Genomic DNA, 19944 nt, shown 5'->3' on the forward strand with positions numbered 1-19944 from the left:
CCGCGCTCACAGGGCCTTGAAGACGTCGGCGGCCGGGTCGTGCGCCTGCACGGCGCCGGTGTGGACCTCGTAGAACCAGGCGTGCAGGGTCAGTTGACCGTCCTTCAGCTTCTTGTCGATGTACGGGTACGAGCGCAGCCTGAGCAGCTGCGTCAGGACGTGGCTCTGCACGCCCTCGGACACGGTCGGGTCCTCCACCGTCCCCGTCGGGCGCGGGGTGGCGTGCGCGAGCCAGTCACGCACGGCCGGTACGGCGTCCAGGTCGTCGCCGCGCACCAGGGCGCCGACGGCGCCGCAGTGCGAGTGCCCGCAGACCACGATGTCGGAGACGCCGAGCACCTCCACGGCGTACTCGATGGTGCAGGCCTCGCTGGTGGGGTGCTCGGAGGCGTACGGCGGCACGATGTTGCCCGCGGTGCGCAGCTCGAAGAGCTCGCCCGGGCGGGCGCCGGTGATCAGGGCCGGCACGACCCTGGAGTCGGAGCAGGTGATGAACAGCACCTGCGGGGACTGGCCTTCGGCGAGTTTGGCGAACTCCTCAGGGCGCTGTCCGAACGTACGGGCGTTGTCGATGAGGGGCTGCATGATGTGGTGACTCCTCCTGACGCGCCGTGGGGGCACGTCGGTGTGGGCAGGAACAGGGTGGGGGAACTGCTCTGTTCTGCTCGGCTCTCTCAGCAGCGGAAGACCTGAAGTGCCGCCGGGGAGCGGGATGTCGAAGGTCTCGACGGATGCGGGGCGCGGAGCGCCACCGGTTCGCGGGCGGACGCCGGGTCCTCGCCCAGCAGGGGGCGCTCGGGGTCCTCGGGGGTGCACCCGGTGTTCACATGACGGTCGCGGGTGCGCAGGGGGCCGGTCGGGTCCTTGGAGAGACCGCAGTCGCCATGCGTCGCCGACTCGTCACGCAGCGCCTTGCCGGAGGGTTTCGTTCCGGGCAGGTCCTTGGCCACGGCGTGACGGGCCGTGTGCGCGGCTGCGAAGGATGCGTTCGGAGCGAAGAGCTGGAGGGTGAGCAGGGCGGCGGCGAGGAGGGCCAGGGCGGCCCTGGCCGTCGTACCTCGGAACATGCGCCCCCCTCCGTGCTCTTCGTGTCTCTGGTCTCGACCAAAGGATGGTCAACGACTGGTCAAGAGCCACGGTAACCCGGTGATCCGGTTTGCAGGGTTAACTTTACGTTTCGAGTTGAAGAGGGCCTGAATGGCGCCGGTGGGTTGGCGTGATCTAGTCGGCGGCGACGAGCGCCTTGCCGTCCCGGGCCAGCGCGGTGAGCCGGGATATCGCCCGGAAGTACTTCTTGCGGTAGCCGCCGTTCAGCATCTCCTCGCTGAACAGCCGGTCGAAGGGCAACCCCGAGGCTACGACCGGGACTTCACGGTCGTAGAGCCGGTCCGCGAGCACCACCAGACGCAGCGCCGTCGCCTGGTCCGGCACCGGCTGGACGTCGGTGAGGCAGACCGCCCGCACGCCGTCGGTGAGCGCGCCGTAGCGGCTGGGGTGCACCTTGGCGAGATGGCCGAGGAGGGACGGGAAGCCGTCGAGCGAGGCGCCCTCCGTGGCGTGCGCCGCCTTGGTCACCTGCTCGTCGGAGAACGGCGCCGGCGCCTCGGGCAGACCCCGGTGGCGGTAGTCCTCGCCGTCGATGCGCAGCGGCCGGAAGTGGGCGGACAGGCCCTGGATCTCGCGCAGGAAGTCGGCCGCCGCGAAGCGGCCCTCGCCCAGTTTGCCGGGCAGGGTGTTGGAGGTGGCGGCGAGCGCGACCCCCGCCTCGACCAGCCGGCCGAGCAGGGTCGACACCAGGACGGTGTCGCCGGGGTCGTCCAGCTCGAACTCGTCGATGCACAGCAGACGGTGGCCGGAGAGCGTCTTCACCGTCTGCTGGAAGCCCAGGGCGCCGACCAGGTTGGTCAGCTCCACGAAGGTGCCGAACGCCTTCAGCGCGGGCTCCGCCGGGGTGGCGTGCCACAGGGAGGCGAGCAGATGGGTCTTGCCGACGCCGTAACCGCCGTCGAGATAGACACCGCGCGGGCCGGCCGGGGTCTTCGGGGCCCTGGTCTTCCCGAAGCCGAGGAAGCCGCGCTTGCCGCCGCTCGCCCGGTGCGCACCACCGAGACCGGCCGCGAAACCCTCCAGGACCCGTACCGCCTCGGTCTGGCTGGGCTGGTTCGGGTCCGGCATGTAGGTGCTGAAGCGGACCGAGTCGAAGCGTGGCGGGGGGACCATCTCGGCCACCAGCCGTTCCGCGGGGACGTGCGGCGCGCGGGCGCAGAGGGACACCGGGGCCGCGTCGGTCGAGGGATGCAGGCCGGGAGCGGAAGGCGAGGACGACACGGTTACCCATGCTAAGCGTCGTGGAACACTGCACGGCATGCGACGCCTGTTCCCTGTGACCGACCAGACAGTGCCGACCGCCTCCGGCGAGGGGCCCGGTGGGCCGGACGGCGGTGAGTGGAGCCTCGCCGAGCTCGCCGCCGCCTACGCCTACCCGGAGCCCGCCGCCGCGGGCCGGCCGGTGCCCTGGCTGCGGGCCAACATGGTCGCCACGCTGGACGGGGCCGCGCAGCACGACGGGAAGTCGCAGCCCATCTCCAGCGCCACCGACATGCGGATCTTCGGCACCCTGCGGGCCCTGGCGGACGTGGTGGTCGTCGGTGCCGAAACGGTGCGGCAGGAGGGGTACCGGCCCGCCCGGGTGCGCGCGGAGTTCGCGGCGGTGCGGGCGGCGGCCGGGCAGACGCCGGTGCCGGCGATCGCGGTCGTCACCGCCGGTCTCGACCTGGACTTCTCGCTGCCCCTGTTCGCTTCGCCCGAGGTGCCGACGCTGATCCTCACCGGTGCCGCGGCGGCCCCGGACCGGGTGCTGGCCGCGGAGAAGGCGGGCGCCCGGGTGGTGGTCGCCGGGGACGGCGTCGGCGTGGAGCCCGCCCGTGCCGTACAGGCCCTCGGTGAGCTCGGTCACACACGGCTGCTGACCGAGGGTGGGCCGCGGCTGCTGGGGCAGTTGGTCGCGGCGGGGGTGCTGGACGAGCTGTGTCTGACCGTCGCCCCGATGCTCACCGCCGGGGACGCCCAGCGGATCGCCGGGGGGCCGTCGGTCGCGGTTCCGAGGCGGTTCGCGCTGGCGTCCCTGCTGGAGGAGGAAGGGTTCCTGTTCAGCCGCTACCAGCGGACCTGACAATCGTTCAGCGGTACCGCCGGTTCCGAAATCGGCGGAATCTACCGTTCCGCTTGCCTTGCGGCGGGCACACTGAATCTCGCAGTCCCCGTGAGATCACGGGGCAGGATGGTTTCCGCAGAAGGGGCGCCCGGTGTTCACAAGCGTACTGATGATCGAGAAGGCCCTGACGTCCGCAGACGTGGAGTTCGTCACCGGCCTGCACGGGGAGGAGGAGGTCTCCTTCCATGTACTGCTCCAGCCCCGCGGCGACCAGGCCGACCGCCTGCTGCGGGCCATCGACGACGTCGCCCTCGGCGAGCTCGACGAGGCCACGCGCGAGGGACTGACCCCGGAGGGGGAGGAGGCGAAGAGCTTCGGCGAGCGCGCCCTGGCGGTGTCCCTGCAGGCGCTGACGGCGGCCGGCAGCGCGGCGGAGGGCAGACTGATCGAGGACCATCCGCTCGACGCGCTGAAGTCCCTCGTGGAGGAGATCGGCGCGGACGAGGTGATCGTGCTGACCGACCCCCACTACGTCGAGGAGTTCTTCCACCGGGACTGGGCGTCCCGGGCCCGCCACAAGGTGGGCGTCCCGGTCCTGAAGCTGTTCTCCCACAGCAAGGCGTAGCGGCTGCCGCCGGACCGGATCGGGCCAGGCCGGGTCGGACTGGGTCAGGTGGTCGTGCCTGGGCGGACCGGGGTGGACGACCGGGATGGACGACGAGGCGCCCGTCGTGCGTCGTCCTGACGTGGACGCGTCGGGGCGGGGCGCGCCCGCGCGCGGCGCTGCCGGACGCCGGTGCGGCCCTGTGTTTCTTCGCGGCGCGACCGCATGCCGGTGCGCCCCCGCGCCTCCTCGCGTGTCGACCGGACGCCTGCTGAGAGGCACAGGGCACCGGACGGCATAGGCTGGGGCGGGTTCCGCAGAAGGACGCCCGACCCTCGCACCGCATCTTGGGAGACATACGCATGGCACCCGGCACCCTTCCCCCCGCCATGGACCGACCGCACTTCATCGGCATCGGCGGTGCCGGGATGTCGGGCATCGCGAAGATCCTCGCCCAGCGCGGAGCCAAGGTGGCCGGCAGCGACGCGAAGGAATCCGCGACCGCCGAGGCACTGCGGGCCCTGGGCGTCACGGTGCACATCGGACATGCCGCGGAGCACCTCGCCGACGACGCCAGCTGTGTCGTCGTCTCCTCGGCGATCCGGAAGGACAACCCCGAGCTGGCCCGCGCCGCGGAGCTGGGCGTCCCGGTCGTCCACCGCTCGGACGCCCTCGCCGCCCTGATGGACGGCCTGCGGCCGATCGCCGTGGCCGGCACCCACGGCAAGACGACCACCACCTCCATGCTGGCCGTCTCCCTGTCCGCGCTGGGCCTCGGCCCCTCGTACGCGATCGGCGGCGACCTGGACGCGCCCGGCTCCAACGCCCTGCACGGCGAGGGGGAGATCTTCGTCGCGGAGGCGGACGAATCGGACCGCAGCTTCCACACGTACGCCCCCGAGGTGGCGATCGTGCTGAACGTGGAGCTCGACCACCACGCCAACTACGCGTCCATGGACGAGATCTACGAGTCCTTCGAGACCTTCGCCGGAAAGATCGTGCCCGGCGGCACCCTGGTGATCTCCGCCGACCACGAGGGCGCCCGTGAGCTGACCCGCCGGCTGGCCGGTTCGGTCCGGACGGTGACGTACGGCGAGGCCGAGGACGCCGACGTGCGGGTCCTCTCCGTCGTCGCCCAGGGCCTGAAGAGCGAGGTCACCGTCGAACTGGACGGCGCGCCGCTCACCTTCACCGTCTCCGTGCCCGGAAGGCACTACGCCCACAACGCCGTCGCCGCCCTCGCCGCCGGTGCCGCGCTGGGTGTCCCCGCCGCCGAGCTGGCGCCCGCCCTGGCCGCGTACACCGGGGTCAAGCGGCGGCTGCAGCTCAAGGGCGAGGCGGCCGGCGTACAGGTGATCGACTCCTACGCCCACCACCCGACGGAGATGACGGCCGACCTGGAGGCGATGCGCGCCGCGGCGGGCGAGGCCCGGATCCTGGTCGTCTTCCAGCCGCACCTGTTCTCCCGGACCCAGGAGCTCGGCAAGGAGATGGGACAGTCGCTCGCGCTCGCGGACGCCTCCGTGGTCCTCGACATCTACCCGGCCCGCGAGGACCCCATCCCCGGTGTGACGAGCGAGCTGATCGTCGAGGCCGCGCGGGCCGCGGGCGCCGACGTGACGGCGGTGCACGACAAGACAGAGGTGCCGGACGTGGTCGCGGGAATGGCGAGGGCCGGTGATCTCGTTCTCACCATGGGCGCGGGCGACGTCACCGACCTCGGCCCGCGCATCCTGGACCGTCTCGCGAACTAAGGGGCTGAGCTTCATGTCGTACGACGTCGACAAGCCGGACGAGCAGTGGCGTGCGGAGCTGACGCCGGCCGAGTACGCGGTCCTGCGGCAGGCCGCCACGGAGCCGGCCTTCACCGGTGAGTACACCGACACCAAGACCAAGGGCGTCTACTCCTGCCGCGCCTGCGGCGCCGAACTGTTCACCTCCACCACCAAGTTCGAGTCCCACTGCGGCTGGCCGTCCTTCTACGACCCGAAGGACACCGACGCGGTGGAGCTGATCGAGGACCGCTCGCACGGGATGGTGCGCACCGAGGTCCGGTGCGCCCGCTGCGGGTCGCACCTCGGGCACGTGTTCGAGGGTGAGGGGTATCCGACCCCGACCGACCAGCGGTACTGCATCAACAGCATCTCGCTGCGGCTCACGCCCGACGAGGCCTGAGCCGGGACCCCGCCGGCGGCCGCTAGCGGCCCACCTCGTGGTGCCGGCCGTCGGCGCGGGGCAGGGGTTTGAGGTCGACCTGGATACGGTGCGTGGAGTCATGGCTCACCGAGCCGCCGAGCCGTGCCTCCACCACGCCGAGGCGCAGTCCCGCGCCGCCCTCGCCGACCCGGTGGAACTGCACCGCGAACTCCAGGCTGACCTGCTCCACACTGAACCGCCAGTCGCTGGCGGCCCCCTCGGCCTGCGCCCGAGCCAGCTCCGCACGGACCGTGCCGATGGCCTCCGCGAGACCGACCGGTTCCGTCTCCCCCATGCCAACTCACCGCCGACTTCCGTTGATTGGCCGATCCAACCTCGTCACAAGTCTAGGGACGCACCAGCCCCGCGCGTAGGGTGAACCGGTATGGGGGAGCTACGTGCGGACTGGAGACTCAGGCTGCGCCGCGGGGACGCTCGCGGTCCCGTCCGCGGTGCCGGGGTGCTCGTCGATCAGCACACGGCGCTGACCTGCGCCCACGTGGTGGGCGACCCGGACGCGGTCATGTGGGTGGAGTTCGCCGAGAACCGCGAGCTCGAGGGCGTCGGTGCCCGGGTGATGCCGGGCGGCTGGCTGCCGGAGGGCGAGGGCGGCGAGGACGTCGCCGTGCTGCGTCTGGACAGCCCGCGCCCGCAGGCACGGCCCGCGCCGCTGGACGGCGTGCCGCGCGGAGGCACCGAGGTCTTCGCGACCGGCTACGCGGAGGGCTTCGACGACGGCATGACCCTGTGGGGCCGGATCAGCGGAGTCCACGGCGAGCGGGTGCAACTCGACGCCGTCACCAGGGCGGAAGTGGTGCGCCGCGGCTTCAGCGGCGCCGCCGTCTGCACCCGGCCGTACGACGGCCGCCCCACCCGCGTGGTCGGCCTCGTCGTCAGCTGGCGCGGCGACATGGACGAACTGCTGCCCGAGAACAACCGGCTCGCCTTCTCGTATCTGATCCCCGTCGAGCGGATCGCCGAACTCTCCCCGCTCGTCAAGGAGCTGAGCAGTCCGCACGCCTGGGACCATGGCTTCGAGGAGCGGCTGGTGCGCTGGTTCGAGGATCCCGACGAGGACCCCGTGAAGATCACCGTGGTGCCGCCGGACAGCGGCAAGGACCGCTCCTTACGGCACCTGGAGCACCGCGCTCACCTCGTCCACCGCGGCGGCGTCTCCGGCCGGCCCGACCTCGCCGACCACGCCCTGGAGCACATCGGCTTCCCGGCCGGCGCCTACCTCGCTCACTGGGACTGGCTGCTGGGCACCAGACGCCGCCCCGCACCGCCGCCCGTGCTCACCCGGCCGGCCACGGTCCTGGTCGACGGAGTCGACGAGGAACGCGAGCCGGGGCGCCTGATCGAACTGCTCGCCCGGCTGCGGGAGTGCGGCTTCCGGCTGCTGCTCGTCTTCCGGCACGAGGGCGGCACCGGCTGGACCGCCGCCCGCGACACCCTCCTGCGGCCCGCGCTGCTCGACCACGCCGACGCGCTGCTCGCCCGGCTGCGACGCGTGGAGCTCGGCCGCTCGGTCCAGTTCGGCGTCGTCGACCGGGAGTCGCTCGCCACCGCCACCGAGACCGCCGACCGGCGCCGGACGGAACGCCTGCAGATCGCCACGCTGACCGACCCGTCCCGGCAGCTCGCCCGGCTGCGCGAGCTGATCGCCGTCCTCCGCGAGGACCTGCGCCACCACGGAGGCCGGGCATGAGGGGTCCCGTCCGGCGCGGGGAGGGGAGGAGGGCGCCGCGAGGATGACGACCTGCCCGCACCGGCACTTCACCGGAGCTCCCTGCGGCGGCTCCGTCCTGCCCACCGGCTACTGCGCCGAGTGCGGCCGCCACGAGAAGGCACCCGGGCTGCCCCCGCTGCCGAAGGACCCCGGGGACCTCGGCCCCCGCGAACTCCTCGCCCTCCCGCGGCGCGAGCCGCGCCCCGCCGAGGAGCGCCTGATCCACCCCGAGGCACCGCTGCGCATCCGCATGGGCTGCTCCTCCTGCGGCATCACCTTCGCCCCGCCCTACACCGAGGGCCCGGTACCCCTGGAGGGCCACTGCCCGAACTGCGGCGAGCGCTACTCCTACCGGCCCGAACTCGCCCAGGACGAGAAGCTGCGCGAGCAGTACCGCATCCTCGGGCCCATCGCGCACGGCGGCCAGGGGTGGGTCTACCTCGCCGAGGACACCCACCTCGGCGACGTCGTCGCCGTCAAGGGACTGCTCAACCGCTACGAACGGGACGGCGCCCGGCTCGCCGACGTCGAACGCCGCAACCTCGTCGCCATCCGCCACCCCCGGATCGTGCAGATCCGGGACTTCGTCGCCCGGAGCGAGGGGAGCGACCGGGTCACCGGCGGTTACCTCGTCATGGACGACGTGGGCGACGGCACCCTGGAGAAGGTCGTCGAGGAGACCCGGCGCGGGGAGTTCGTCCTCGACATCGAGCACGTCGCCGCCTACGGCTGCCAGATCCTGGAGGCCCTCGGCCATCTGCACACCGGCGGCGAACGGGTCTTCCTGTACGGCGACATGAAGCCCTCCAACGTCGTGCACCACCGCGACGGCGTCAAGGTCATCGACCTCGGCGGCATGCGCGAGCAGGGGCAGACCGAGCCGCCCGCCCATGTCACGCCCGGCTACATGGCACCCGAGACCGAGGCCTCGGGCCTGCCCACCGTCGCCCACGACCTGCACACTGTCGGCGCCACCCTGCGCGACCTCGCCCGCTGGGCCGTGGACCGGGTGCCCGGCCTCGGCGCCGCCTCCTTCTGGTGGGTCCTGGAGCGCGCGACCAGAAGCGACCCGGACCTGCGCTTCGCCGACGCCCAGGACATGGCTGGCCAACTCCGCGGCGCCCTGCGGGAGATCCGCGCCCTGCGCGGCAAGAGCGACCCGCCCGAGCCCTCCCGCCACTTCCGCCCCTCCTCCCGGCTGCTCGGCGCCCGGCTCGGCACGGTGCCGGACATCGGGCACTGGCTTCAGCGCCCGCGCCGCGACCGCTACGAACCGCCCCGTGCGCCCGCCCTCGCCCTCGGCGCGCCCACCCCCACGGAGATCGCCCGCTGTCTGCCGGTGCCCCGCCGCTACCCGGACGACCCGCAGACCGCCCGGTTCGAGGTCAGCAGCGGCTACGACCCCGGCCATCTCCTCGGCCAGGACGGCGAGCAGCCCACCTCGGTGGAGATCTGCCTGCACAACGTGCGCGTCCTGCTGGGCCGCAACACCGCCGAGGACCTGGAGAGCGCCCAGGAGGAACTCGACACCGCCGACTCCATCCCCGGGCCGCGTGCCGTACGCCAGTGGCGGCTCCAGTGGCACCGCGCCCTGGTCGCGCTGCGCCGCGCCGACGTTGACGGCGACCCCCGCCAAGTGGCCGAGGCCAAGGCCCACTTCACCCGGGTCCGGCTCGACCTGCCCGGCGAGTACGCGCCCAAGCTCGCCCTCGCCTACTGCGGGGAGTGGCTCGGCGACGACACCGCCGGGCCCACCGCCAAGGAGCTTTACGAGGCCGTGTTCGCCCGCAACCCCTCGCACGGCGGCGCCGCCCTCGGCCTGGCCCGGCTCGCGCTGCGGGAGGGCGACCGCGGCGCCGCCCTCGACGTCCTCGGCCGGGTCCGGGCGGGCTCGCTGGACCACACCGTCGCCCGGATCGCCGCCCTGCGCATCCGCGCCGCCCGGCTGCCCGACGTCGACGACCCGCTGCCCACGCCCGCCGAGGTCGACGCGGCGCTCGAGGAACTGCGCGGCCTGGGGCGGCGCACCCCGGGCGCGGGCGAACCCGGCCTCTCCGAGGACGAGGTGCTGCGGCTCAGCACCGAACTGCACGAATGGAAGCTGGACGCGCTGCACAGCCGCGGCGACGGACCCCGCCACCCGGGCCGCGGCGCCCGGCGCCTGAGGCGACCGTCCCCCGCTGAGCGCGAGGTCCGTGCCCGGCTGGAGCGGCACCTCCGCCAACTGGCCGCGCACCACAGGGAGTCGGCCGCCGCCCATGAACACCTGGTGGATCTCTCCCACGCGGTACGACCACAGACGGTGATCTGACCCCACGGACACGGCGGCGCGCACCCGGCGCCGAGGAGACGAAGGCGAGGGACCGGTGACGTACGAGACGGGCAGCCCCATCCGGCCGCCGCACCTGGACGTCCGGCTGCACGTCGACCTCGACGGCGAGGTGCGTCCGCACCGCAGCGCCAAGATCGAGGCCCGTCTGCGGGTGGACGTGGCCGCCACCGGCGCCGCCGCCGAACTGCCGGCCGTCGAACTTGCCGTGATCATCGCCGTGGACGTCGCCGAGACCCATCGGGCGGCCGTACGGCACGCCCTGCCCACCGCGCTGCGCGCGCTGCCCGACGACATCTCCTTCGCGGTCCTCGGCGGCGGCCCCGAACCCGCCCCCTGCTATCCCCTGCGCGGGGGCGAGTGGGCCGTCGCCGACCACGACCACCGACGGCGGGCCGCCTTCGCCGCGGGCGCGCTGCCGCTGCACCGGGACGGCCCACGGCCCGCCGGATACGCCGCCTGGGTGGCGCGGGCCCGCGCGCTGCTCGCCGCCCGCCCGCTGTCCGTACGCCATCTGCTGCTGATCACCGACGGCAGCAGTGCCCCCGGCGAGAGCCGGCTGCGGCAGGAACTGGAGGCCTGCGCCGGGCAGTTCACCTGCGACGTGTTCGCCGTGGGCACCGACTGGCCGCCCGAACCGCTGCTGACCCTCGCCGAACGGCTGCACGGCACGGCCGAGTTCGTCGAGGAGGGCCTCGGCTCGGCGATCACCGCCGCCGTCCGGCGGCTGCGCCGGGTGCACACCCCGCAGCTGCCCATCGCGGTGACCGTGCGGCCCGCCGTACGCCAGGTCTCCCTCAACGAGAAGGCGCCCCGGCCGCACCGGCTGGGCGGACTGCGCGAGCCCGGCCGGCCGTACACCTGGCTCTTCCCCACCTACCAGTGGGAGCCGGGCTCGCGCGACTATCTGCTCACCCTCGTCGCCGACGCCGACCACGATCCCCAGGAGACCGAGCTGCAGTTCGCCATGGTCTCCGTCGGCGACGTCCATGCGGCCGTCACCGCCCGCTGGCATCGGCCCGACCCGGCGGCACCGCACGGCCAGGGCGGGGACAGCGTGCTCTCCCTGAACGCCGCCACCGCCATGCGCACCGCCCTGCGCAAGGGGCTCCTCGCCCTGAGGGAGGACCGCCGGGAGGAGGCGGAACGCCAGTTGGGGCGGGCCGCGCGCCTGGCGGCCGGCCTCGGCACGGACCGGGTGCTGGAGGAGATCCGCGCCGTCGCGGTGATCGAGGACGCGGCCGGGGGAGAGGTACGGCTGCGCACGGCCGTCGACGCCGACACGCTGGCCCCGATGATCCTGCGCGTCGGTTCCGGGCCGGTCGAACCCCCGGCCGAGGCGGCCGGACCGCCACCCGGCCCGCACTGCGCCGGCTGCGGCACCCCGGCCGGCGGCGAGGCCCGCTACTGCATCAGGTGCGGGGAGGAACTGCTGTGACGACGGGACACACCTGGCACACGTACACCCCCGCCGCGTTCTGGCGCCGGCGTCTTCGCCCCTACCGGACCCGGCGGCTGCTGGAGGCACACGCCCTGGTCCTCACCCTCTGCGCGGCCCTCGCGGTCAGCGCTCTGCTGGTCTCCTACCGTCAGACCCAGCAGGCCACCCAGTCCCTCGCCGCCCGGCAGGCACCGGCCGTGCAGGGCCTGGCCGCCACCCGGCTCGCGCTGATGCGGGCCGACTGGGGCGCCAACGACCTGGTGAGAAGGGGCCTGGCCGACATCGTGGGCCCCGGCGAGACCTACCGCGTCCAGCTCGCCGCGGCCGACCAGGGACTGTCCCGGACCGCGGACCGGACCGACCAGGACCTCGGCACCGTCAACGGCCTGCTCGCGTCCTACAGCAACTCCATCTCTCCCGGCGCCTTCCAGTACGGGCACCAGCCGCTCATGCGGCAGCAGAAGCTGATGGAGGCGGCCTCGCTGCTCAGCCGTCCGCAGACCGGGATCGCCCCGCGGCTGGACAAGCTGCAGGGCAACCAGATGAGGCGTGGTGCGGCCACCGCCGGCATGGGGTGGGTGCAACGCGGGGGTTGGTGGCTCGCCGAACTCTCCCTGGCCGTCCTGGGAGTGACCCTGCTGTCCGCCCTGTTCGTGCTCCGCGACCGCTGCGGCCGGGACTTCGACGTGTGTCTGCTGCCCGCGCTGGCCCTCACCGTGCTGCTCGCGGTCTTCCCGGTGCTGACGGCGTCGTCGGCGCAGCACGACCTCGACCGGGTCGGCGGAGGTCTGCGCGGCATCACCGAGATCTCGCGGCACACCGTCCGGTGCGAGCCCGCTCTGGCGCCGGCCGCCTGGAAGAAGTGCGGCGACCACCTGACCGACGTGCAGACGGCCGTCACGAACAGGTCCGAGGAGGTACGGCGGGAGCTGACCGGCACCACCTGGACCGACGGGGTGTACCGGGCCACCCTCATCATCGGGCTGCTGGTCTTCGTGCTGCCCGCGACGGGGCTGGGCTACCGGCTCGACCGGGACTACTGGAGGCAGCGATGACCCGGCCGTTCCGGCTGCTGGTGTTCCTGGTGGCGCTGCTGCTGGTCGCCGCGGGCGGACTGGTGGCGGCCTGGACGCAGCGCGACGAGGCGCCGGTGACCATCCTCGGGACCTGGACCGGCACCCAGGAGAAGCACTTCGAGAAGGTGCTGCGCGGCTTCGGCATCCCGTTCACCTACCAGGGCACCGCGGCCCAGCGCGAAGTCCTGCTCTCCAAGGTGCAGTCGGGGGAGTCCCCGGACATCGTGATCATGCCCGGCGTCGGTGAACTCGGCGAGTACGCCGAACAGGAGCGCCTGCGACCCCTGGGCAACCTCTACGACCAGGCGGACTACGGCGCCCCCTGGGACTTGGCGGGCAAGCGCGGGGACAACGTGTTCTGGGTGCCGGTGAAGGCCGACCTGAAGAGCGTGGTCTGGTACCGCTCCGGCCACGAACCCGCACCCTCCCCGGCTCCGTTGAAGAGCTGGTGCATCGGCATGGGCGACGACGGCGCCTCCGGCTGGCCCGGCAGCGACTGGATCGAGGACCTGGTGCTGCAGCGGGCCGGCCCGGGCGTGTACGCGCGCTGGGCGCTGGGCGACCGCAGCGTGCGGTGGACCGACTCGCGGGTGCGCGGTGCCTGGGAGGCGTGGGGCCGACTGCTGCAGCAGAGCCCCTCGGCGGCCCGGCACGCCCTGCTCACCGACCACCGGGGCAAGCAGGGCGGGGCCGGGCTGCTGTTCGCCGGCTGGAACGGGTGCGCCCTGGAGCACCAGGGCTCCTTCGCCCGCTCGTTCTACAGCCGCAGGCCTGCCGAACTGACCGACTCCGCCCCCCTGTTGCCCGGCGGCCCCTACCCGGTGCGGGCCCACGAGGTGACCGGCGACTTCGCCGCCCTCTTCAGCGACCGCCCCCAGGCGAAGAGGCTGATCGAGAAGCTCGCCTCCCGGGAGGGCCAGCGCGCCTGGGCAGGCTCCCAGGACGTCTTCTCGGCGAACCGCCGGGTGCCGCCGAAATCCGACAGGGTCGGCCGCGAGATCTCCGAACAGCTCACCGGCAGGGGCATCCGGTGCCTGGACGCATCCGACGTGATGGCCCCGGCCGTGCGGGACGCCTTCTACGAGGCCGCCCTGATGACCCTCTCCCGGGCCGCGACGGGCGCGGACCTCGATATACGGGGTCTGCTGAGGGACCTGCAGCGGGTGCAGGACGCGCAGTCCCGCAGCCCGGCGAGACCGGAGACGGTGTGCAGCACGCCCTGACCGCGGCGCGGCCGGCCGCGGTACGGTGACCCGCGTGCCACCGGAGCCCATCAGCGTCGACGCGCCGGGCGCCATCGCGCGTCCGCTGCTCACCCAGTCCTGGCTAGACCTCGCCTTTCTGCACTGGGCGGCGAACCCCGCCGACGTGGCCCCGTTGCTGCCCGCCGGGACCGTCCCGGACACCCTCGACGGGGTCACGTACGTCGGGCTGGTCGCGTTCCGGATGCACCGGGTCGGCTGGTTCCGGCTCCCCGGCGTTCCCTATCTGGGGACCTTCCCCGAGACCAACGTCCGGCTGTACTCGGTGGACGGGCACGGGCGGCGGGGCGTGGTTTTCCGGTCCCTTGACGCCTCCCGGCTGCTGCCGGTGGCCGTGGCGCGGATCGGGTTCCGGATGCCGTACGTGTGGTCCCGGATGAGCGTCCGCGCCGACGGCGACACCGTGTCCTACACCAGCTCGCGGCGCTGGCCCGGCCCGCGGGGCGCGCACAGCCGCATCACCGTGCGGGTGGGGGAACGGATCGGGGAGCCCACGGAGTTGGAGCACTTCCTCACCGCGCGCTGGGGCATGCACGGCACGTTCTTCGGCCGGCCGATGTACCTGCCGAACGTCCACCCGCGCTGGTCCCTGCACCGGGCCGAGCTGCTGGAGTGCGCGGAGGACCTGGTGGCCGCGGCGGGGCTGCCGACGCCGGTGGGCGAGCCGGTGAGCGTGCTGTACTCGCCGGGCGTCCCGGCCCGCTTCGGCCGGCCGGCCCGCCCGGCGGGCATCCCGACGCCGTGACCGGGCCGGTGCCCGGGTGACGGGAACCCGCTCGGCTCACAGCACCTTTCGCTGCACGAGTGCCGACAGCACCAGCGCGCCTGGCAGCAGCGGCAGCCACACCGTCAGCACGCGGTAGCCGATCAGGGTCGCCGCGGCCAGGTCCACGGGGGCGCCGAGCGCCGACAGCGTGAACACCATCGCCGCGTCCACCGGGCCGATGCCGCCCGGCGCGGGTACGGCGCCGACCGCGCTGCTGGCGGCGAGGAACGCGAAGGCGACCTGGGCCCAGGACAGCGTCAGCCCCAGCGAGGCGCCGACCGCGTGGATCACGCTCGCCTGGAGCAGCGGCGCGGCGGCCGCCCCGCCCCACAGGGCGAGCACCCGGGACGGGCGGCTGTGCAGCAGCCGTACGTCGGTCAGGGCGGTGCGGACACCGTTCAGCAGCGGACGGCGCAGCGGTCGTACGGTCGTCACGAGGACGCCGGTGACGGCGAGGCCGGCGGCGGCGCCGGCGACGATCAGCAGCAGCGTCCGCCCGTCCGGGGCGAGCCCGTCGAGGCCCAGCAGATCGGGGAAGGCGAGCAGGAAGACGAGCAGCACCGCGGTCTTCGCGATCGGCCTGACCAGGGAGTACAGGGCGAGCGAGGCGGTGGCGCGGGCGAACGGGATGCCGCGGCGCAGGAGGAAGCGCAGGGTGACGGCGTGCGCGCCGAGACTCGCCGGCAGCACGTGGTTGGCGGCGCCCGCCGCGAACTGCGAGGCGATCAGCAGCCCGGTCGGCAGCCGCTCGGGCAGGGCGCCCTGCCGTACGTAGGCCGAGGAGAGCCAGCACAGGCAGGTGAAGAAGAACGCCACCAGCAGCCATCCCGGGTCGGCGGACCCGAGCCGCGCGGTCCCGTCCCGCAGCGTCCGCCAGTCGACGACCGCCCAGACGCCGATCAGCAGCAGGGGGAGGAGGACGAGGGCCCGCCGGGTGAGCGTGGCGAGTGGACCGCAGCGAGCGGGAGAGTCCGTGGACTCGTCCGCGGAGGGCGGCCGGAGGAGGGCCGACACGGCCGCGGCGAGGGCGGGGCGGCGCGCGGTGGGGGCCGCGCAGACCGGAGGGGAACCGGCCGGGGTGGCCGGGGTGAGTGTCGCGGGCGTGGCCGCGGGGGACGGTACGGCTGGGCACAGGGCCGGTGCCGTCTCGGTGGTGGCGTCGAGCGGGAGCAGGGACACGGCGCACGTCGTCCTTTCACGGCACGTCCGGGCGGCCGGGTGCGGAGCGCGGGCGTGACGGGTGCGGGGCGAGGCAGGAGGGGACGCCGGAACCGTTCCCGTCCGGTGTGACGCCGTGGTGTCCGGGAGCGGAAGGGGCGGGGGCGGGTGGACGACGGGGCAGACGTGGCCCGTTTTGGCCATGGGGGCGTCCGTCGACCTCCCAGGGTCTATCTCTGCCACCGGCCCGTGGTGCCGAAACCCGTTGCGAACGTTGTCCTCCGCGCCGACCTGCGGTGATGTCCGCGACCACATACGGCGTAGATGAATCAATCATCCAACTAAGGGTTGACTTCCGGCTGAGCGAGTCAGAAGAATCCTAGAGGTGACCTCCCTGCACGTCCGCGAGACCCAGCCCCCGTCTCCCGTCTCCTCCGACCTGGACGAGGCCGTCCACCGCTGTCTCGTCGCCGGATTCGAGGGCACCACCACCTTCCCCGACACCCTCAAACGCCTGATCGACCGGGGTCTCGGCGGCGTCATCCTGTTCACCCGCAACGTGCGCGACGCCGAGCAGGTCCGCGAGCTGACCGACGCGCTGCGCGCGATCCGCCCCGACCTGCTGGTGGCCATCGACAACGAGGGCGGCGGCATCGGCCACCTCGTCGCCGCCGGCGCCCCCGAGGTCCCCGGCAGCTACGCACTCGGCGTCGTCGACGACCCGAACCTCACCGCCCGCTGCGCCGACGCACTCGCCGGGCACCTGGCCACCCTGGGCATCACCGCCTCGTACGCCCCGGTCGCCGACCTCCAGCACCAGGCACTGAACCCGATCGTGCGCACCCGGTCCTTCGGGGCCGACCCCGGGCTCGCCGCCCGCCATCTGCGGGCCTGGATCGGTGCCACCGAGGCCCGTGGCATCGCCTCCTGTGCCAAGCACTTCCCCGGCCACGGCGGCACCGAGACCGACAGCCACCACGACATGGCCGTCGACCCGAGGCCGGGTGAGGAACTGCGAGCCGACCTCGAACCGTTCCGCGCGGCAGTCGCCGCCGGTGTGCCGATGCTGATGAGCGCGCACGTCGTCTACCCGGCGCTGGACGCCAACCGCCCCGCCACCCTCAGCCGCCGCATCCTGGGTGATGTCCTCCGCCTGGACCTCGGTTTCGAAGGCGTCCTGATCAGTGACGCCCTGGAGATGAAGGCGATCGCGGGCCGCTACGGCGAGGCCGCCGGCGCCCGTATCGCCCTCGCCACGGGCGCCGACCAGGTCATCGTCGCCGTACCGGACCTGGAGGTCACGCTCGCCTGCCGGGACGAGGTCCTGGAGGCGCTGCACTCCCGGCGGCTGCCCGAGGAACGCGTCTGGGAGGCGGCCGGGCGGGTACGGCGGCTCGCCGAGCGGTACGCGGCCCCCGGCGCCGGGCCGGTCGCCGGCTGGGACTCCGGGGCCGGGCTCGAGGCGGCCCGCCGCGCGGTGCACGCCCGACCCGTGCCGGCGCCCGTGCGCGGCGCCCATGTCGTCGACCTCTTCCCGCCCCCGCACCCCGCCCTCAACTGGGGCGGCGAGGACCTGCTCACCGAGGTGCGCGCCCTCGACCCCACCGCCTCCGGTACGGCCGTCAGCGGCGAGCCCAGCGACCCCGCCGCCCTCGCCGACGGCATCCTGCGCGTGTCGCGGGGCGCTCCGCTGGTCGTGGCCACCTGCGACGCCGGACTGCACCCCTGGCAGGCCCGGCTCCGCGACGCCCTGCTGGCCCGCCGCCCGGACGCGGTACGCGTGGACACCGGGCTGCCGGAGGGCGGGGACGTCCTCTCCTACGGGCGGGGCCGGGTCAATCTGCGGGCGGTCGCGGAGGTGCTGGCCGCCGAGTGCTGAGGCCGAGCGGCTACGGCCGTACGGTCCTCACGATCCCGCGCGCCGCCAGGTGCGCGGCGTCCTCGGCCCGTTCGGCCAGGACCACGGCCGGGCGCTCGCCCTGCGCGCGCAGCCGCATCCACGCCTCGAAGTACGCGCCTCCCGGACCGGAGACGGAGCGGGTGGCGGGCGTGCAGTCCAGCACCAGGGCGGTGCCGCGGGCTTCGGGGGACGGGGGCTGGGCGCGCAGTTCCGCGACCGTCTGGGCCAGGGCCTCGGCGATCGGCTTCCGCCGGCCCGTCGAGTCGAACAGGCCCAGGGTGTACTCCAGTTCGGGGTAGTCGGCCAGGGACCGGTCCACGTCGTGCGAGCACCACCAGGTCACGCCCCACAGATCCGTGCACCCGGCCGCGTTGAGCACGGTGGCGCGGGCGAAGCGCGGGGCGTCGGCGGCCGGGATGTGCGGCTCGGGGGCGCCCGTCTCCTGGACCCACACCGGGCGGGACGGATCCTCGGCGTACGCCTTGGCCAACTCCGTTCCGTACTCGGCGAGATGCAGCACCTCGAAGGAGCCGGAGCCATAACGTCCGGCGCAGTTCGCGGAGAACACCCAGGGGTGGACGGTCGTCAGGTCGCCCTTGCGGGCCGAGGCCTGCGGTGTGAAGGGGTGGTCGTCGCCGTACCAGGCCGCGTCGTAGGCGGAGTGGGTGGCGAGCAGGCCCGGACGCAGGCCCTCCCGGGCCGCCGTCAGCAGCGTGTCGAGGTAGCGGTCGACCTCCTCGGCCGTCACCGGGTTGTGCTCGACCAGGTTGTTGAGCTCGTTGCCGAGCTGGAGGCCGAGGAGGTTGGGCCGGTCGGCGAGGGCGCGGCCGAGGGTGCGCAGGAGCTCGGCCTGCGCCTCGACCGCCTCCGGGTCGGTGAAGACGTTGCGGTGGTGCCAGCTGCGGGTCCACTCCGGGTAGAAGTCGAAGCTCGACAGGTGCCCCTGCACGCCGTCGACCATGACGTCCAGACCGGCCTCGGCCGCGAGGTCCACGAGGTGGACCAGCTGGTCGACGGCGGCCGTGCGGATGAGCGTGCGGTTGGGCTGGAGCAGCGGCCACAGGTGGAAGACACGGACGTGGTCCAGGCCGAGGCCGGCTATCTGGGCCAGGTCCTCTCGGGCGTGGTCCGGGTCGAAGTCGTACCAGGAGTGGAACCAGCCGCGGCGGGGCGTGTAGTTGACGCCGAAGCGGAGCGTGGGGATGGGATCCTCCTCGGGTCGGGGCCGGTCCCCGGGGCGGGACTCGTCCGTGGGACGGGGCTTGTCCTCGCTGAATGTATCAACCACCATGGTCGGTAATGAATAGCGATTTGAACCAAGCTTTCGGCGCGCTGGTCGTCGGGCTGGACGCGGGCGGTACGCGGACGCGGGCCGTTGTGGCGGCTGCGGACGACGGGCGGCTGCTCGGGGAGGGGGCCGGCGGGCCGGGGAACGCCCTCACCGTGCCGTCGGCGCGGCTGACCGCGCATCTCGCCGAGGCCGTCGCCCGGGCGGTGCCGGAAGCCGCGCGGGGGCGGGTCGTCGCCGTGGCGGGCGGGTTCGCGGGGGCGACCGGGGCGGACGATGCCGACCCCGGGCGGGTCAACGCCGTGACCGCCCTCACCGCCGCGCTCCGCGAGGTCGGCATCGGCGCCGGCGCGCTCACCGTCAGCAGTGACATCGAGGCCGCGTTCGCCTCGGCGCCCGGCGCCCCGGCCGACGGGCTCGCGCTGGTCGCCGGTACCGGCGCGGTCGCCATGCGCATCACCGACCGCCACGCCACCACCACGGTCGACGGCGACGGCTGGCTCCTCGGCGACGAGGGCAGCGGCTTCTGGATCGGCCGGGAGGCGGTACGGGCCGCGCTACGCATGGCGGACGGGAGGGGCGGGGCGACGGCCCTGGCGCTGTCGGTGGGCCGGGAGCTGGGGGTGCCGGAGGACGTGCTGCCGGGAGAGGCGCCGCTGGGGGTGAGGTCCGGTCCCGCTTGGTCCCGCCCTCACCGCGAGGCCTTCCGGAGGCATGTTCTGCCCGCCGTCATGGCCGAGCCCCCCATCCGGCTCGCCCGGCTCGCCCCGCTCGTCGTCGAGGCGGCGCGGGGCACGGACGCCGTGGCCGGGGCGATTCTCGAGGAGGCCGTCAATCAACTGGCGGTGACCGTAAGGGCGTTGGATCCGCGCCCAGGGGAACGGGTCGTCGCCACCGGTGGTCTGCTCGGACCCGAAGGCCCCCTCACCGCATCCCTCACCGCCCGCCTCCACGCCCTCGGCCTCACCCTCGACTGGGTCCCCGACGGCTGCCGCGGGGCGGTCGCCCTGGCCCGCCTCCTCATCTGAACCTCCGACTCCA

The 19944-nt window shown here is 73.8% G+C and carries 18 protein-coding genes; 12 read left to right on the forward strand and 6 right to left on the reverse strand.

What is annotated here, in order from left to right; all coding sequences use genetic code 11:
• Positions 1–6 precede the first annotated feature (6 nt).
• The 3 genes from ABZZ74_RS05040 to zapE all read right to left on the reverse strand — a co-directional run bounded on the left by ABZZ74_RS05040 (position 7) and on the right by zapE (position 2328).
• The gene (locus ABZZ74_RS05040) at positions 7–585 is read right to left on the reverse strand and encodes a carbonic anhydrase (RefSeq protein WP_356761934.1); all 579 of its coding nucleotides are present in this window, start codon (positions 583–585) and stop codon (positions 7–9) included.
• Positions 586–674: 89 nt separating this feature from the next.
• Positions 675–1067 (reverse strand): hypothetical protein, encoded by a 393-nt coding sequence (locus ABZZ74_RS05045; protein WP_356761935.1) that lies wholly within the window; start codon positions 1065–1067, stop codon positions 675–677.
• 154 nt (positions 1068–1221) lie between these two features.
• A complete protein-coding gene (gene zapE, locus ABZZ74_RS05050) occupies positions 1222–2328 on the reverse strand; it encodes a cell division protein ZapE (protein ID WP_356761936.1) in 1107 nt (368 codons plus the stop codon).
• Positions 2329–2365: 37 nt separating this feature from the next.
• Between zapE and ABZZ74_RS05055 the strand changes: the two genes are divergently transcribed.
• The 4 genes from ABZZ74_RS05055 (at position 2366) to msrB (ending at position 5933) form a co-directional block, all read left to right on the forward strand.
• On the forward strand, positions 2366–3172 hold the full coding sequence (locus ABZZ74_RS05055; protein WP_356761937.1) for a pyrimidine reductase family protein: 807 nt from the start codon (positions 2366–2368) through the stop codon (positions 3170–3172).
• 133 nt (positions 3173–3305) lie between these two features.
• A complete protein-coding gene (locus tag ABZZ74_RS05060; RefSeq protein WP_207929648.1) occupies positions 3306–3779 on the forward strand; it encodes an indole-3-glycerol phosphate synthase in 474 nt (157 codons plus the stop codon).
• Between the two features lie 341 nt (positions 3780–4120).
• Positions 4121–5512: a UDP-N-acetylmuramate--L-alanine ligase gene (murC, locus tag ABZZ74_RS05065; protein ID WP_356761938.1), complete on the forward strand. Its 1392-nt coding sequence runs from the start codon at positions 4121–4123 to the stop codon at positions 5510–5512.
• Between the two features lie 13 nt (positions 5513–5525).
• Positions 5526–5933 (forward strand): peptide-methionine (R)-S-oxide reductase MsrB, encoded by a 408-nt coding sequence (msrB, locus tag ABZZ74_RS05070; RefSeq protein WP_133041551.1) that lies wholly within the window; start codon positions 5526–5528, stop codon positions 5931–5933.
• Between the two features lie 22 nt (positions 5934–5955).
• Here the strand turns inward: msrB and ABZZ74_RS05075 are convergent, their stop codons facing one another.
• The gene (locus ABZZ74_RS05075) at positions 5956–6249 is read right to left on the reverse strand and encodes a trypco2 family protein (RefSeq protein WP_208785691.1); all 294 of its coding nucleotides are present in this window, start codon (positions 6247–6249) and stop codon (positions 5956–5958) included.
• A gap of 90 nt (positions 6250–6339) precedes the next feature.
• Here ABZZ74_RS05075 and ABZZ74_RS05080 point away from each other — a divergent pair, with 90 nt between their 5' ends.
• From ABZZ74_RS05080 to ABZZ74_RS05105, 6 genes are read left to right on the forward strand one after another with little or no spacing between them, the layout of a single operon-like run.
• Entirely contained in the window at positions 6340–7662 is a 1323-nt protein-coding gene (locus ABZZ74_RS05080; protein WP_356761939.1) for a serine protease, read from the forward strand.
• A gap of 43 nt (positions 7663–7705) precedes the next feature.
• Positions 7706–9994: a tetratricopeptide repeat protein gene (locus ABZZ74_RS05085; RefSeq protein WP_356761940.1), complete on the forward strand. Its 2289-nt coding sequence runs from the start codon at positions 7706–7708 to the stop codon at positions 9992–9994.
• 55 nt (positions 9995–10049) lie between these two features.
• Entirely contained in the window at positions 10050–11450 is a 1401-nt protein-coding gene (locus ABZZ74_RS05090) for a hypothetical protein (protein WP_356761941.1), read from the forward strand.
• Positions 11447–12508: a hypothetical protein gene (locus ABZZ74_RS05095; RefSeq protein WP_356761942.1), complete on the forward strand. Its 1062-nt coding sequence runs from the start codon at positions 11447–11449 to the stop codon at positions 12506–12508. The genes ABZZ74_RS05090 and ABZZ74_RS05095 overlap by 4 nt, the downstream gene beginning before the upstream one ends.
• A complete protein-coding gene (locus tag ABZZ74_RS05100; protein ID WP_356761943.1) occupies positions 12505–13752 on the forward strand; it encodes a carbohydrate ABC transporter substrate-binding protein in 1248 nt (415 codons plus the stop codon). Before ABZZ74_RS05095 ends, ABZZ74_RS05100 begins: the two co-directional genes overlap by 4 nt.
• A 34-nt stretch (positions 13753–13786) precedes the next feature.
• On the forward strand, positions 13787–14536 hold the full coding sequence (locus tag ABZZ74_RS05105; RefSeq protein WP_356761944.1) for a DUF2071 domain-containing protein: 750 nt from the start codon (positions 13787–13789) through the stop codon (positions 14534–14536).
• 36 nt (positions 14537–14572) lie between these two features.
• On the opposite strand, the gene ABZZ74_RS05110 is transcribed toward ABZZ74_RS05105, so the two are convergent.
• Positions 14573–15736: a lysylphosphatidylglycerol synthase domain-containing protein gene (locus tag ABZZ74_RS05110; protein WP_356761945.1), complete on the reverse strand. Its 1164-nt coding sequence runs from the start codon at positions 15734–15736 to the stop codon at positions 14573–14575.
• Between the two features lie 364 nt (positions 15737–16100).
• Between ABZZ74_RS05110 and ABZZ74_RS05115 the strand changes: the two genes are divergently transcribed.
• Positions 16101–17594: a glycoside hydrolase family 3 N-terminal domain-containing protein gene (locus tag ABZZ74_RS05115; protein ID WP_356761946.1), complete on the forward strand. Its 1494-nt coding sequence runs from the start codon at positions 16101–16103 to the stop codon at positions 17592–17594.
• Between the two features lie 10 nt (positions 17595–17604).
• On the opposite strand, the gene ABZZ74_RS05120 is transcribed toward ABZZ74_RS05115, so the two are convergent.
• Positions 17605–18906 carry a glycosyl hydrolase gene (locus tag ABZZ74_RS05120; RefSeq protein ID WP_356761947.1) on the reverse strand — a complete coding sequence of 434 codons (1302 nt, stop codon included), beginning with the start codon at positions 18904–18906 and terminating at the stop codon, positions 17605–17607.
• Positions 18907–18914: 8 nt separating this feature from the next.
• Here ABZZ74_RS05120 and ABZZ74_RS05125 point away from each other — a divergent pair, with 8 nt between their 5' ends.
• Positions 18915–19931 carry a BadF/BadG/BcrA/BcrD ATPase family protein gene (locus ABZZ74_RS05125; protein ID WP_356761948.1) on the forward strand — a complete coding sequence of 339 codons (1017 nt, stop codon included), beginning with the start codon at positions 18915–18917 and terminating at the stop codon, positions 19929–19931.
• Positions 19932–19944 lie beyond the last annotated feature (13 nt).

This window comes from Streptomyces sp. NPDC006476 (genome assembly GCF_040612015.1).
GTDB lineage: Bacteria > Actinomycetota > Actinomycetes > Streptomycetales > Streptomycetaceae > Streptomyces > Streptomyces griseorubiginosus_B.

Coding starts and splice junctions, on each gene's coding strand:
- ABZZ74_RS05040 (WP_356761934.1), bottom strand. CDS start 585: ATGCAGCCCCTCATCGACAACGCCCGTACGTTCGGACAGCGCCCTGAG.
- ABZZ74_RS05045 (WP_356761935.1), bottom strand. CDS start 1,067: ATGTTCCGAGGTACGACGGCCAGGGCCGCCCTGGCCCTCCTCGCCGCC.
- ABZZ74_RS05055 (WP_356761937.1), top strand. CDS start 2,366: ATGCGACGCCTGTTCCCTGTGACCGACCAGACAGTGCCGACCGCCTCC.
- murC (WP_356761938.1), top strand. CDS start 4,121: ATGGCACCCGGCACCCTTCCCCCCGCCATGGACCGACCGCACTTCATC.
- msrB (WP_133041551.1), top strand. CDS start 5,526: ATGTCGTACGACGTCGACAAGCCGGACGAGCAGTGGCGTGCGGAGCTG.
- ABZZ74_RS05075 (WP_208785691.1), bottom strand. CDS start 6,249: ATGGGGGAGACGGAACCGGTCGGTCTCGCGGAGGCCATCGGCACGGTC.
- ABZZ74_RS05080 (WP_356761939.1), top strand. CDS start 6,340: ATGGGGGAGCTACGTGCGGACTGGAGACTCAGGCTGCGCCGCGGGGAC.
- ABZZ74_RS05085 (WP_356761940.1), top strand. CDS start 7,706: ATGACGACCTGCCCGCACCGGCACTTCACCGGAGCTCCCTGCGGCGGC.
- ABZZ74_RS05100 (WP_356761943.1), top strand. CDS start 12,505: ATGACCCGGCCGTTCCGGCTGCTGGTGTTCCTGGTGGCGCTGCTGCTG.
- ABZZ74_RS05120 (WP_356761947.1), bottom strand. CDS start 18,906: ATGGTGGTTGATACATTCAGCGAGGACAAGCCCCGTCCCACGGACGAG.
- ABZZ74_RS05125 (WP_356761948.1), top strand. CDS start 18,915: ATGAATAGCGATTTGAACCAAGCTTTCGGCGCGCTGGTCGTCGGGCTG.